The sequence below is a fragment of the Kitasatospora sp. NPDC056651 genome (genome assembly GCF_042792155.1).
GTDB lineage: Bacteria > Actinomycetota > Actinomycetes > Streptomycetales > Streptomycetaceae > Kitasatospora.
On sequence record NZ_JBHTWX010000019.1, the window covers coordinates 49,631 to 62,306 of the forward strand.

Here is a 12,676-nt window from a genome sequence, read left to right on the forward strand (position 1 = left end):
CCGGTGCCCCCGTACTCGTTGTCGGGGGCGCTCGGGGGCCGGCGCCGTTCGCGTCCCCCGCGCGTTCCGCACCTCCCACCCACGTTCCGAGTCCCCGGGAAGAAGGCCACCCCATGTTCGAGGCAGTCGAAGAGCTCCTCGTCGAGCACGCCGACCTCGAAAAGAGGCTGGCCGACCCGTCCGTCCACGCCGACCAGGCCAACGCCCGCAAGCTGGCCAAGCGGTACGCCGAGCTGACCCCGATCACCCGGGTCTACCGGCAGTGGCGGCAGGCCGGCGAGGACATCGAGGCCGCGCGCGAACTCGCCGCCGAGGAGCCGGAGTTCATCGCCGAGGTGAAGGACTCCGAGGCGCGCCAGGCCGAGCTCACCGAGGAGCTGCGGCTGCTGCTGGTCCCGCGCGACCCGAGCGACGACAAGGACGTCATCCTGGAGATCAAGGCGGGCGAGGGCGGCGAGGAGTCCGCGCTGTTCGCCGGCGACCTGCTCCGGATGTACCTGCGCTACGCGGAGCGGGTCGGCTGGAAGACCGAGCTCATCGACTCCAACGAGTCCGACCTCGGCGGCTACAAGGACGTCTCGGTGGCCGTGAAGACCAAGGGCAACGCCGAGCCCGGCCAGGGCGTCTGGGCCCGGCTGAAGTACGAGGGCGGCGTGCACCGCGTGCAGCGCGTCCCCGCCACCGAGTCGCAGGGCCGCATCCACACCTCCGCGGCGGGCGTGCTGGTCACCCCCGAGGCGGAGGAGGTCGAGGTCGAGATCGTCGCCAACGACCTGCGGATCGACGTCTACCGCTCCTCCGGCCCCGGCGGCCAGTCGGTCAACACCACCGACTCCGCGGTCCGGATCACCCACCTGCCGACCGGTATCGTGGCGTCCTGCCAGAACGAGAAGAGCCAGCTCCAGAACAAGGAGCAGGCGATGCGCATCCTGCGTTCGCGGCTGCTGGCCGCAGCGCAGGAGGAGGCCGAGCGGGAGGCCTCGGACGCGCGCCGCAGCCAGGTCCGTACGGTGGACCGCTCCGAGCGGATCCGGACGTACAACTACCCCGAGAACCGCATCTCGGACCACCGCACCGGATTCAAGGCGTACAACCTGGACCAGGTCCTGGACGGCGAACTGAACCCGGTGATCCAGTCGTGCGTCGACAAGGACGCGGCGGCCAAGCTCGCCGCGGCCGCCCAAGAGAACTGAGACCGGCGCACCCCAGCCCGCGTTTCGCCCGGAGCCGGAGAGACGAGAGGTCGTACGGATGAACCTGCTGCTCGCCGAGGTGGCCCAGGCCACCCAGCGGTTGGCCGCGGCCGGCGTACCGTCGCCGCGCTTCGACGCGGAGGAGCTCGCCGCCTACGTCCACAACGTCAAGCGCAGCCAGCTGCACACGGTGAAGGACGCCGACTTCGACGCCCGGTACTGGGAGGCGGTGTCCCGCCGGGAGGCGCGCGAGCCGCTCCAGCACATCACCGGGCGGGCGTTCTTCCGCTACCTCGAACTGGCGGTCGGCCCCGGGGTGTTCGTGCCCCGGCCGGAGACCGAGACGGTCGTCGAGTGGGCGATAGACGCCGTGCGCGACATGGACGTGGCCGAGCCGCTGGTGGTGGACCTGTGCTCCGGCTCCGGCGCGATCGCCCTCGCCCTGGCCCAGGAGTTGCCGCGCTCGACCGTGCACGCCTTCGAACTGGACGAGGGCGCGCTGGAGTACACCCGGCGCAACATCGAGGCCAGCCCGGACCGCGCCCGGATCACCCTGCACGCCGGTGACGCCACCAAGGCCTTCGAGGACGACCGCTCCTGGGACGGCCGCTTCGACCTGGTCATCTCCAACCCGCCGTACATCCCGCTCACCGAGTGGGAGTACGTCGCACCGGAGGCCCGCGACCACGACCCGCAGATGTCGCTGTTCTCCGGCGAGGACGGGCTGGACACCATCCGCGGCATCGAGCGGGTCGCCGCCCGCCTGCTGCGCCCGGGCGGCGCGGTGGTGATCGAGCACGCGGACCAGCAGGGCGGCCAGGTGCCGTGGATCTTCAACGAGGAACACGGCTGGACGGACACCGCCGACCACCGTGACCTGAACAACCGGCCGCGCTTCACGACTGCCCGGAGGGTCGGGTCGTGAACAGTCGAGCACTGTACGACTGCCCGGAGGGTCGGGTCGTGAACAGTCGAGCACTGTACGACTGCCCGGAGGGTCGGGTCGTGACCGCAGCGACGGCTGTAGTGACTGCCGTGAGCCACTTCGGAAGGGGACCGCACCGATGAGCCGCCGCTACGACTGTGCCGATGCCGGGGACCGTGCCACCGGTCTGCGCGAGGCCGCCTCGGCCATCCGCCGCGGCGAACTCGTCGTGCTGCCCACCGACACCCTGTACGGGGTCGGTGCGGACGCCTTCTCCCCGGAGGCCGTCGCCGAGCTGATGGCCGCCCGCGGCCGTGGCCGGAACACGCCCTCGCCGGTGCTGGTCGGCTCGCCGACCACCCTGCACGGGCTGGTCACCGACTTCTCCGAGCAGGCCTGGGAACTGGTCGACGCCTTCTGGCCCGGCGGGCTCACCCTGGTGGCCCGGCACCAGCCCTCGCTGCGCTGGGACCTCGGCGACACCCGCGGCACCGTCGCGGTCCGGATGCCGCTGCACCCGGTGGCCATCGAACTGCTCAACGCCACCGGCCCGCTGGCCGTCTCCAGCGCCAACCGGATCGGCGGGGCGTCCCCGCTGACCTGTGACGAGGCGCAGGCCCAGCTGGGCGACGCGATCTCGGTCTACCTGGACGGCGGGGCGGCCGTGGACGCCGCCACCTCGTCCATCGTCGACGTCACCGGCAAGGTCCCGGTGCTGCTGCGTGCCGGTGCGATCAGCGTCGAGCAGCTGAGGGAGGTCGTACCCGACCTGGAGGCCGGCAGTTGACGCCGACCGCCTCGCTCCACGCCGGGCCGGGCATAGCGCCGTACCTGAGCGTGGGCCCCAGGCCGCTGGACCACTTCCGCATCCTGTTCGTCTGCACCGGGAACATCTGCCGCTCGCCGATCGCCGAGCGGCTGACCCGGCGTGAGCTGGACACCCGGCTGAGCCCCCGGGTGGCCGGGCGGATCCTGGTCGAGAGCGCCGGCACCTGGGGCCACGAGGGCGCGCCGATGGAGGACCACGCCGCGACCGTGCTCGACGAGTACGGCGCCGACAGCGGCGGTTTCACCGGTCGCGAACTGCTCGACGAGCACGTGGTCGAGGCCGACCTGGTGCTCACCGCGACCCTGGACCACCGCGCCCAGGTGATCTCGATGGGCCACGAGGCGGGGCTGCGCACCTTCACGCTGAAGGAGTTCACCCGCCTGGTGCGGACGATCGACCCGGGCACCCTGCCGGATCCCCGGCGCGGCGCCGACGTCACCGAGCGGGCCCGCGCGCTGGTCCGGGCGGCCGCCGCGCTGCGCGGCTGGCTGCTGGCCGCCACCCCGGAGTCGGACGAGCTGGACGACCCGTACGGGGCGCCGATCGGCATGTTCCGCAACTGCGGCGAGGAGATATTCCACGCGGTCGACCCGGTGGTCACCGCGCTCACCGGCGTCGCCGCCCACCGCTGAGGGATGGGCCGTCCGGCCGCCGCTCGGCGGGCCCGGTGGCGACAGCGGTCCTACGCTGGGTGACACAGTCCCCGCAGCGCCCGGGAGCCCCGTCATGACCGTCACCGATGCCGAGACCGGCTCGACCACGACGACGGGACGCCCCTGGGCGTCCGAGGCGCTGCACCGGGCCGATCCGCAGCTGGCCGACCTGCTGGCCGCGGAGGCCGAGCGGCGCGCCGAGACGATCCAGCTGCTGGCGGGGGAGAACCTGACCAGCCCCGCCGTCCTGGCGGCGCTCACCGGCCCGCTGATCGACAAGTACGCCGAGGGCTACCCGGGCCGCCGCCACCACACCGGCTGCGCGCTGGCCGACGCCGCCGAGCTGCTGGCGATCGACCGGGCCCGCGAACTGTTCACCGCCCCGCACGCCAACGTCCAGCCCCGCTCGGTGACTTCGGCGATGCTGGCGGCGTACGCGGCGCTGCTGCGACCGGGCGACGGGGTGCTGGCGATGTCGCTGGAGCACGGCGGCCACCTCAGCTGCGGCTCGCGCGCCAACTTCTCCGGGCGCTGGTTCGAGTTCACCGGCTACGGCGTGCGCGAGGACGACGGGCTGATCGACCTGGACCAGGTCCGCGACCTGGCCCGGCGGCACCGCCCCAAGGCCATCGTGGCCGGCTCGATCTCGCACCCCCGGCACCCGGACTGGGCGGCGTTCCGGGAGATCGCCGACGAGGTGGACGCCTACCTGATCGCCGCGGCCGCGCAGACCACCGGGCTGATCGCGGCCGGGGTGGCGCCCTCCCCGGTGCCGTACGCGGACGTCACCGTGGCGGCGACCCACAAGCTGCTGCGCGGTCCGCGCGGCGGGCTGCTGCTGTGCACCGCCGAGCTGGCCGAGCGGATCGACCGGGCGGTCTTCCCGTTCAGCCAGGGCGGTGCGGCGATGAACGAGGTGGCCGGCAAGGCGGTGGCCCTCGCGGAGGCCGCCCGGCCGGCGTACCGGGCGTACGCGCGGCGGGCGGTGTCCGGGGCCCAGGCGCTCGCCGAGGGGCTCGCGGCGGCCGGAATGCGCCCGCTGACGGGCGGCACCGACACCCACGTGGTGACCGCCGCCCTGAGTCCGCTCGGCGTGACCGGAGCGGCGGCCGAGCTGCGCTGCGCGGCGGCCGGCCTGCTGCTCGGCAAGTGCGCGGTGCCCTACGACCCGGCCCCGCCCGCCGAGGCCTCCGGCATCCGGCTGGGCACGGGCACGGTGACCAGCCAGGGGATGGGGGAGTCGGAGCTGACCGAGATCGCCGGGCTGATCGCGCGGGCGCTCGCCGGGGGCGCGCCGGCTCCGGTGGCGGCGCGGGTCCGGGAGCTGGCGCTGGCCTTCGCCGACCGGAGCTGACGGATTCCCTCCCGGGTATCCGGAATCTCCTACCCGGGAGGGCGAACCGCGATGCACGGTCCCGGCGTCCGACTCAATAAGGTGTGTGCCGTGGCGACGCACCTCGAACCCCGGGAAGGCAGGGGAGTACCTTCGGTACTTCCCCGTTCGACAGTGATGCAGGAGGCCAGTGGTGCGTGAGTATCTGCTGGTGCTGTTCTGCACCGCCGCCGTCACCTACCTGCTGACCGGCCCGGTCCGGAAGTTCGCCATCGCGGCCGGCGCCATGCCGCCGGTGCGCGCCCGCGACGTGCACCGCGAGCCCACGCCGCGGCTCGGCGGCATCGCGATGTTCGGCGGACTCTGCGCGGGCATCCTGGTCGCCTCGCAGCTCGACAACCTGGGCAAGGTGTTCTCGCAGGGCACCGACATCCGCGCGCTGCTGTCCGGGGCCGGGATCATGTTCCTGCTCGGGGTGCTGGACGACAAGTGGGGCGTGGACGCGCTGGTGAAGCTCGGCGGCCAGATGATCGCCGCCGGTGTGATGGTCTGGCAGGGCGTCACGGTGATCACCCTCCCGGTGCCCGGCGTCGGACCGGTCGCGGTGAGCCCGACCCAGGGCATGGTCATCTCGGTCACCCTGGTCGTCGTCATGGTCAACGCGGTGAACTTCATCGACGGCCTGGACGGACTGGCCGGCGGCATGGTCTGCATCGCCGCGATGGCCTTCTTCCTGTACAGCTACCGGCTCTGGTACGGCTACACGATCTCCGACGCGGCCCCCGCCGTGCTGTTCAGCGTGCTGCTGATCGGCATGTGCCTGGGCTTCCTGGCGCACAACATGCACCCCGCGCGGATCTTCATGGGCGACTCCGGCTCGATGATGCTCGGCCTGATGCTGGCCGTCGCCGCGATCTCCATCACCGGCCGGGTCGACCCGGACCTGATCAGCAGCGAGACCGGTTCGCAGACCGCCACCGTGCACACCCTGGTGCCGATCTACATCCCGCTGCTGCTGCCGCTGACCGTCATCGCGTTGCCGCTGGCCGACCTGCTGCTCGCCGTGGTGCGCCGCACCTGGGCCGGCCAGTCCCCGTTCGCCGCGGACAAGCGCCACCTGCACCACCGGCTGCTCCAGGTCGGTCACTCGCACAGCCGTGCGGTCCTGATCATGTACTTCTGGGCCGCGCTGATCGCCTTCGGCTCGGTGGCCTTCTCGGTGACCAACACCGGCCGCGCCGTCGTCCTGACGCTCGCCGGGCTCTGCCTGGTCGGCATGGTGGTGCTGCTGACCCCGCGGTTCCGGCCGCGCGCCCCGCGGGCGGTGCAGTCCTTCGTCCCCCCGCGCTACCGCCGGCGGCAGACCGGTCCGATGGCCGAACTGTCGGCGAAGGACAAGCAACTCCTCGGTGAAGCCGGAGAGGACCAGGGCACCGGCCCGGCCACCGGCTCCACCGCGATGGGGAACCGCGACGCGGCCACCGGCCGCCGCTGACAAGGGAGTTGACGAACGCTCCGGCGAGCTCACTCGAACGGCGCAGTCGTTAGGCCGTTGGTGTGACAGGTGCCACACATTCATGGTAAAGCTCGCATCAAATAGTTTGTGATACCGTTCACGAGTACCGAGAACACGCCGAAAGACCTGACAGGTGGATGACTTCCGTCCCTGTCGGTCTCCCTCACCGGGCCCGCCGCTCCAGCGGGCGGCCCACGGCGAACCCTCGGTCCGGTGTCATCCGCCACCGCTGTGCCCGTCCCCCCGCCATCGACATGCCGCCGGAGCTGCCGACATGCCGTCCACCGACGCCCGGATCCTCCGAGGCGCCGCGATTCCCACTGCGGTCGCCGGGATCATCGCCATGGCGATCTCCTTCGCAGTCGCCGGCGGGAAGGGCCTGCTCGGCGCCCTGTTCGGCGCACTCCTGGTGATGGCCTTCTTCAGCTTCGGCCAGGTCGCCCTCGACCGGCTGACCAGGTCGAACCCGCAGATCATGATGGCCGCGGCGCTCCTGGTGTACACCACGCAGATCCTGCTGGTCGGCATCGTGCTCGCGGTGTTCAAGGACACCGAACTCTTCAACCGGCAGGCGTTCGCCTTCACCCTGCTCGGCTGCGCCCTGATCTGGACGGGCTTCCAGGTGCGCGGCGCACTCAAGGCCAAGACCTTCTACGTCGACCCCGACGCCTCCGAAAAGAAGGGCGACAAGCCCTCCGACAAGGGGCGTCAACAGTGACGAGGCCCGACTGTCCCCCCAACGAGGGGGGCGGTGTTTATGCCGCGCTGACGGGCTGCTATCGTCCGTCGCAACAACGGAGTACGGGAAGAGGCCTGGTCTGTCCGCACATCGGACGGATCGCCCCCCTGATCCGCGCAGTCTTCGATGATCCCGCTGTGGTGCAGTGCACCGGCGCGCGGGGTCGGCGAGAAACCCATCAAGTACCAGTGCCGCTCCGTGGCCGCAGGCCACGCCGACACACCGAGGTTGCCGTATCCATGCGTCATGACGAAGGAGTCCGTGGTGAGTGCTGAACTCACGCCCCTCGCCTCAGGCAGTTGCCACTTCGGGGACGCTGGCTGCGGCTTCCCGGCCCCGGGTCTGAACGAGTTCCAGTTCAAGCCGATCTTCTCGATCGGCAGCATCGAGTTCAACAAGCCGATGCTGCTGTCGATCATCGTCGCGCTGCTGGTCGTGGTGTTCTTCTGGGCCGCTTTCGCCAAGCCGCGCCTGGTCCCCGGCAAGCTCCAGCTGGTCGGCGAGATCGGTTACGACTTCGTCAAGCGCTCCATCGTGCTGGAGACGATCGGCAAGAAGGGCGAGAAGTACGTCCCGATGCTCGTCTCGATGTTCTTCTTCATCTGGTTGATGAACATCATGTCGATCATCCCGTTCGCGCAGTTCCCCGTGACGGCGGCGATCGCGTTCCCGGCCGGCCTCGCGGCGGTCGTGTGGATCACCTACATGACGCTGACCTTCAAGAAGCACGGCTTCGTCGGCGGTCTGAAGAACCTGTGCTGGCCGTCGGGCATTCCCGGCTGGGTCATGTTCATCCTGGTGCCGATCGAGTTCTTCTCGAACATCTTCGTGCGCCCCTTCACGCTCGCGGTCCGAGCCTTCGCGAACATGTTCGCCGGCCACCTGCTGATCGTGATGTTCTCCATCGCCTCCTGGTACCTGCTCAGCCCGTCCCTGGGCGCGCTGTACGGCTCGGCCTCGTTCATCGTCGCCGTCGGCCTGACCGCCTTCGAGCTGCTGGTCCAGTTCCTGCAGGCCTACATCTTCGTGATGCTGGCCAGCAGCTACATCGCCGGTGCCCTGGAAGAAGCGCACTGAGCCCCGGGGCCCAGGCCCCGCCGAGAACCACCTCCGGATCGCCCGGTGGCCAATCACCACCGGTTCACCACCCTGCAAAGGACAACGTCAATGAGCATCCTCGCTGAGGGCACTGTCTACGGTTCCGTCGCCTCCCTGGGCTACGGCCTCGCCGCCATCGGCCCCGGCATCGGCGTCGGTCTGATCTTCGGCAACGGTGTCCAGGCGATGGCCCGTCAGCCCGAGGCTGCCGGTCTCATCCGTTCCAACATGTTCATCGGCTTCGCGCTGACCGAGGCGCTCGCCCTCATCGGCATCGTCATGCCGTTCGTCTTCGGCAACAAGTAATCCTGCCGCAGACCCTTTCGAGGAAGGTCCAGAAATGAGCATCGTGGCTCAGCTCGCGGCTGAGGAGAAGATGAACCCTCTTCTCCCCAACTGGCCCGAGATCGTTATCGGCCTGCTCTGCTTCTTCATCGTCTTCGGTCTGCTCGGCAAGAAGCTCCTCCCCAGCATCGAGAAGGTGCTGTCGGAGCGCCGGGACGCGATCGAGGGCGGGATGGAGCGCGCCGAGGCCGCTCAGGCCGAGGCCCAGGCCGTGCTTGAGCAGTACCGCGCCGAGCTTGCCGAGGCGCGCCACGAGGCTGCCCGCATCGTCGAGCAGGCTCGCGAGCAGGGCGCCGCCCAGCTCGCCGAGATGCGCGAGGAGGGCCAGCGTCAGCGCGAGGCCATCGTCGCCGCCGGTCACGCGCAGATCGAGGCCGACAAGAAGCAGGCGACTGCCGCCCTGCGCCAGGACGTGGGCTCGCTGGCCACTCAGCTGGCTTCCCGCATCGTGGGTGAGTCCCTTGAGGACCACACCCGGCAGAGCGGCGTCATCGACCGCTTCCTGGACGAGCTGGAGGCCAAGGCCGCCGTTGCTCAGGGTGCGGCCAAGTGATCGGCGCCAGCCGCGAGGCCCTCGCCGCCGGTCGGCAGAACCTGGAGAGCCTGACCGACTCCACCTCGGTGGACCCGGCCAAGCTCGCCGAGGAGCTCACCGCCGTCACGGCCGTCCTGGACCGTGAGGTGTCGCTGCGCCGCGTCCTGACCGACCCGTCGCGGTCCGGCCAGGACAAGGCCCAGCTGGTCACCTCGCTGCTGACCGGGCAGGTCTCCGGCGAGGCCGTCGACCTGGTCTCCGGTCTGGTCCGCTCCCGCTGGTCGGGCTCGCGCGACCTGGTGGACGCGACCGAGGAGCTCGCCGCGTACGCCGAGATCATCGCCGCGGACAAGGCCGGTTCCCTGGACGACGTCGAGGACGAGCTCTTCCGCTTCGGCCGGGTGGTGAGCGGCTCGCACGAGCTGCGCGCCGCGCTGACCGAGCCGAAGGCCGGTGCCGTCGCCAAGGCCGAGCTGATCGGGAAGCTGCTCGGCGGCCGCGCCGGCGCGGCCACCGTCCGGCTGGTCACCGCCCTCGTCAACGCGCCGCGTGGCCGTAGCCTGGAGCAGGGCCTCGAGTCCTACTCGAAGCTCGCCGCCGCGCGCCGTGGCCGCGTGGTGGCCCTGGTCACCAGCGCGGTGCCGCTGTCGGACACCCAGAAGGAGCGCCTGTCCGGTGCTCTGGGCCGGATGTACGGGCGCCAGGTCCACCTGAACATCGACGTCGACCCCGAGGTCGTCGGCGGAGTCCGGGTGCAGATCGGCGACGAGATCATCAACGGCACGGTGTCGAGCCGCCTCGAGGGCGCTCGCCAGTCGCTCGAAGGCTGAGCACCGAAGCAGCACATCCGACCCTCGGTCGGGAAACCGGCTCCCCAAGGAGCCGGCAAATCGTACGGCCGGTTCGGAAGACCCGGCCGAGAGTCGAATACTTGCGGCCCTCAATGGCGGGCCGAGGATCGCAAACTAGGAGAGCAGGGAAGCCTGATGGCGGAGCTTACGATCCGTCCGGAGGAGATCCGGGACGCGCTGGCCGACTTTGTCCAGTCGTACCAGCCGGACGCCGCTTCTGTGGAAGAGGTCGGCACGGTCACTGACGCGGCGGACGGCATCGCCCATGTCGAGGGTCTGCCCTCGGTCATGGCGAACGAGCTGCTGAAGTTCGAGGACGGCACGCTCGGCCTCGCGCTGAACCTCGACACCCGCGAGATCGGTGTGGTCGTCCTCGGTGAGTTCGGCGGCATCGAAGAGGGCCAGACCGTGCGCCGCACCGGCGAGGTCCTCTCGGTTCCGGTCGGCGACGGCTACCTCGGCCGCGTCGTGGACCCGCTGGGCAACCCGATCGACGGCCTGGGCGACATCGCCGCCACCGGCCGTCGCGCCCTGGAGCTGCAGGCCCCCGGCGTCATGGCCCGCAAGTCGGTCAAGCAGCCGCTGCAGACCGGCATCAAGGCCATCGACGCGATGACCCCGATCGGCCGCGGCCAGCGCCAGCTGATCATCGGTGACCGCCAGACCGGCAAGACCGCGGTGGCCGTCGACACGATCATCAACCAGCGTGACAACTGGCGCTCGGGCGACCCGGAGAAGCAGGTCCGCTGCATCTACGTCGCCGTGGGCCAGAAGGGCTCCACCATCGCGTCCGTCCGCGGCGCCCTGGAGGAGGCCGGCGCGCTGGAGTACACCACCATCGTGGCCGCTCCCGCCTCCGACCCGGCGGGCTTCAAGTACCTCGCCCCGTACACCGGTTCGGCCATCGGCCAGGAGTGGATGTACGACGGCAAGCACGTCCTGATCATCTTCGACGACCTGTCGAAGCAGGCCGAGGCCTACCGCTCCGTCTCCCTGCTGCTGCGCCGCCCGCCGGGCCGCGAGGCCTACCCGGGTGACGTCTTCTACCTGCACTCCCGCCTGCTGGAGCGCTGCGCCAAGCTGAACGACGCCCTGGGCGGCGGCTCGATGACCGGTCTGCCGATCATCGAGACCAAGGCCAACGACGTCTCGGCGTACATCCCGACCAACGTCATCTCCATCACCGACGGCCAGTGCTTCCTGGAGTCCGACCTGTTCAACGCCGGCATCCGCCCGGCCGTGAACGTCGGCATCTCGGTCTCCCGCGTCGGTGGCTCCGCCCAGATCAAGGCCATGCGCTCGGTCGCCGGCCGCCTGCGTCTGGACCTCGCCCAGTACCGTGAGCTGGAGGCCTTCGCCGCCTTCGGTTCCGACCTGGACGCGGCCTCCAAGGCCCAGCTGGAGCGCGGTGCGCGCATGGTCGAGCTGCTGAAGCAGGGCCAGTACCAGCCGTTCCCGGTCGAGGAGCAGGTCGTCTCCATCTGGGCCGGCACCAACGGCAAGCTGGACGACGTCCCGGTCGCCGAGATCCGTCGCTTCGAGCGCGAGTTCCTGGACCACGTCCGCCTCCAGCACAAGGACCTGCTGGCCGGCATCGTCGAGACCGGTCTGCTCGCCGACGGCACCGTCGACGCGCTGACCAGCGCGATCGAGGCGTTCAAGCAGGGTTACCAGACCGCTGACGGCAAGCTGCTCTCCGAGCAGGCCTGAGTCCGGTAGCGAGGGAAAGGACGTAACGACCCATGGGAGCACAGCTTCGGGTCTACAAGCGCCGGATCCGCTCTGTCACCGCGACGAAGAAGATCACCAAGGCGATGGAGATGATCTCCGCGTCGCGCATCGTCAAGGCGCAGCGCGCGGTGGCCGCCTCCACTCCGTACGCCGATGAGCTCACCCGGGCGGTGACGGCGGTGGCCACCCGGTCCAACGCCAAGCACCCGCTCACCACCGAGAACCCGAGCGCCAAGCGCGCCGCCGTCCTGCTGATCACGGCGGACCGCGGCCTGGCGGGCGGCTACTCGACCAACGCCATCAAGGCCTCGCTGGTGCTCGCCGAGCGCCTGAAGGCCGAGGGCAAGGACGTGGTGACGTACATCATCGGTCGCAAGGGCGTCTCGTACTACACGTTCCGCGGTCTGTCGATCGCGGGCTCGTGGACGGGATTCTCGGACAAGCCGACCTATGGTGACGCGAAGACCGTGGCGGCCGACCTGATCGAGGCCTTCACGGCCGAGACCGGCGGCGTGGACGAGCTCCACCTGGTCTCGACCGAGTTCGTGTCCATGCTGACGCAGAACGCGGTGGAGGCCCGGCTGCTGCCGCTGAAGCTGGACGAGGTCCAGCTCAGCGACCAGACGCCGGCCAAGTCGGAGATCTTCCCGCTGTACGACTTCGAGCCGTCGGCGGAGGGCGTCCTGGACGCGCTCCTGCCGCGGTACGTCGAGAGCCGGATCTACAACGCGCTGCTGCAGTCGGCCGCTTCCGAGCACGCCGCCCGCCGCCGCGCGATGAAGAGCGCGACGGATAACGCCGGCGAGCTCATCAAGTCGCTCACGCGGCTTGCCAACTCGGCCCGTCAGGCCGAGATCACCCAGGAAATCAGCGAGATCGTCGGTGGGGCCAACGCGCTCGCTGACGCTAGCCGCGGGAGCGAATGAGT

The 12,676-nt window shown here is 70.4% G+C and carries 13 protein-coding genes; all 13 read left to right on the top strand.

Features of this window, described 5'->3' with window-relative positions:
* Nucleotides 1–113: 113 nt before the first annotated feature.
* The 13 genes from prfA to ACFRAR_RS10780 all read left to right on the top strand — a co-directional run bounded on the left by prfA (nt 114) and on the right by ACFRAR_RS10780 (nt 12,674).
* Nucleotides 114–1,193, top strand: a complete 1,080-nt coding sequence (prfA, locus tag ACFRAR_RS10720; protein ID WP_380697048.1) for a peptide chain release factor 1 — start codon at nt 114–116, stop codon at nt 1,191–1,193.
* 58 nt (nt 1,194–1,251) lie between these two features.
* Nucleotides 1,252–2,118: a peptide chain release factor N(5)-glutamine methyltransferase gene (gene prmC / locus ACFRAR_RS10725; protein WP_380697050.1), complete on the top strand. Its 867-nt coding sequence runs from the start codon at nt 1,252–1,254 to the stop codon at nt 2,116–2,118.
* A 139-nt stretch (nt 2,119–2,257) separates the two neighbouring features.
* Nucleotides 2,258–2,905 (top strand): L-threonylcarbamoyladenylate synthase, encoded by a 648-nt coding sequence (locus tag ACFRAR_RS10730; protein WP_380697052.1) that lies wholly within the window; start codon nt 2,258–2,260, stop codon nt 2,903–2,905.
* Between the two features lie 32 nt (nt 2,906–2,937).
* Entirely contained in the window at nt 2,938–3,579 is a 642-nt protein-coding gene (locus tag ACFRAR_RS10735) for a protein-tyrosine-phosphatase (protein ID WP_380697108.1), read from the top strand.
* 94 nt (nt 3,580–3,673) lie between these two features.
* On the top strand, nt 3,674–4,954 hold the full coding sequence (glyA, locus tag ACFRAR_RS10740) for a serine hydroxymethyltransferase (RefSeq protein ID WP_380697054.1): 1,281 nt from the start codon (nt 3,674–3,676) through the stop codon (nt 4,952–4,954).
* 172 nt (nt 4,955–5,126) lie between these two features.
* The gene (locus ACFRAR_RS10745) at nt 5,127–6,428 is read left to right on the top strand and encodes an MraY family glycosyltransferase (RefSeq protein ID WP_380697056.1); all 1,302 of its coding nucleotides are present in this window, start codon (nt 5,127–5,129) and stop codon (nt 6,426–6,428) included.
* A gap of 295 nt (nt 6,429–6,723) precedes the next feature.
* Complete coding sequence (locus ACFRAR_RS10750; RefSeq protein WP_359829292.1) at nt 6,724–7,167, top strand: hypothetical protein; 444 nt, start codon at nt 6,724–6,726, stop codon at nt 7,165–7,167.
* 267 nt (nt 7,168–7,434) lie between these two features.
* Complete coding sequence (gene atpB, locus ACFRAR_RS10755; RefSeq protein WP_380697058.1) at nt 7,435–8,265, top strand: F0F1 ATP synthase subunit A; 831 nt, start codon at nt 7,435–7,437, stop codon at nt 8,263–8,265.
* A 90-nt stretch (nt 8,266–8,355) separates the two neighbouring features.
* Nucleotides 8,356–8,592 (top strand): ATP synthase F0 subunit C, encoded by a 237-nt coding sequence (gene atpE, locus ACFRAR_RS10760; protein WP_031074289.1) that lies wholly within the window; start codon nt 8,356–8,358, stop codon nt 8,590–8,592.
* Nucleotides 8,593–8,626: 34 nt separating this feature from the next.
* Entirely contained in the window at nt 8,627–9,184 is a 558-nt protein-coding gene (locus tag ACFRAR_RS10765; RefSeq protein ID WP_380697060.1) for a F0F1 ATP synthase subunit B, read from the top strand.
* Entirely contained in the window at nt 9,181–9,996 is an 816-nt protein-coding gene (locus tag ACFRAR_RS10770) for a F0F1 ATP synthase subunit delta (RefSeq protein WP_380697062.1), read from the top strand. Before ACFRAR_RS10765 ends, ACFRAR_RS10770 begins: the two co-directional genes overlap by 4 nt.
* Before the next feature lie 156 nt (nt 9,997–10,152).
* The gene (gene atpA / locus ACFRAR_RS10775) at nt 10,153–11,727 is read left to right on the top strand and encodes a F0F1 ATP synthase subunit alpha (protein WP_359899956.1); all 1,575 of its coding nucleotides are present in this window, start codon (nt 10,153–10,155) and stop codon (nt 11,725–11,727) included.
* A 32-nt stretch (nt 11,728–11,759) separates the two neighbouring features.
* On the top strand, nt 11,760–12,674 hold the full coding sequence (locus tag ACFRAR_RS10780; RefSeq protein ID WP_380697064.1) for a F0F1 ATP synthase subunit gamma: 915 nt from the start codon (nt 11,760–11,762) through the stop codon (nt 12,672–12,674).
* The last annotated feature ends 2 nt before the right edge of the window (nt 12,675–12,676 follow it).

Bases quoted from the DNA above. Each gene is read 5' to 3' on its own strand.
- atpA (WP_359899956.1), top strand. From the start codon at position 10,153: ATGGCGGAGCTTACGATCCGTCCGGAGGAGATCCGGGACGCGCTGGCC.
- atpE (WP_031074289.1), top strand. From the start codon at position 8,356: ATGAGCATCCTCGCTGAGGGCACTGTCTACGGTTCCGTCGCCTCCCTG.
- prmC (WP_380697050.1), top strand. From the start codon at position 1,252: ATGAACCTGCTGCTCGCCGAGGTGGCCCAGGCCACCCAGCGGTTGGCC.
- ACFRAR_RS10750 (WP_359829292.1), top strand. From the start codon at position 6,724: ATGCCGTCCACCGACGCCCGGATCCTCCGAGGCGCCGCGATTCCCACT.
- atpB (WP_380697058.1), top strand. From the start codon at position 7,435: ATGACGAAGGAGTCCGTGGTGAGTGCTGAACTCACGCCCCTCGCCTCA.
- ACFRAR_RS10780 (WP_380697064.1), top strand. From the start codon at position 11,760: ATGGGAGCACAGCTTCGGGTCTACAAGCGCCGGATCCGCTCTGTCACC.
- glyA (WP_380697054.1), top strand. From the start codon at position 3,674: ATGACCGTCACCGATGCCGAGACCGGCTCGACCACGACGACGGGACGC.
- ACFRAR_RS10730 (WP_380697052.1), top strand. From the start codon at position 2,258: ATGAGCCGCCGCTACGACTGTGCCGATGCCGGGGACCGTGCCACCGGT.
- prfA (WP_380697048.1), top strand. From the start codon at position 114: ATGTTCGAGGCAGTCGAAGAGCTCCTCGTCGAGCACGCCGACCTCGAA.
- ACFRAR_RS10765 (WP_380697060.1), top strand. From the start codon at position 8,627: ATGAGCATCGTGGCTCAGCTCGCGGCTGAGGAGAAGATGAACCCTCTT.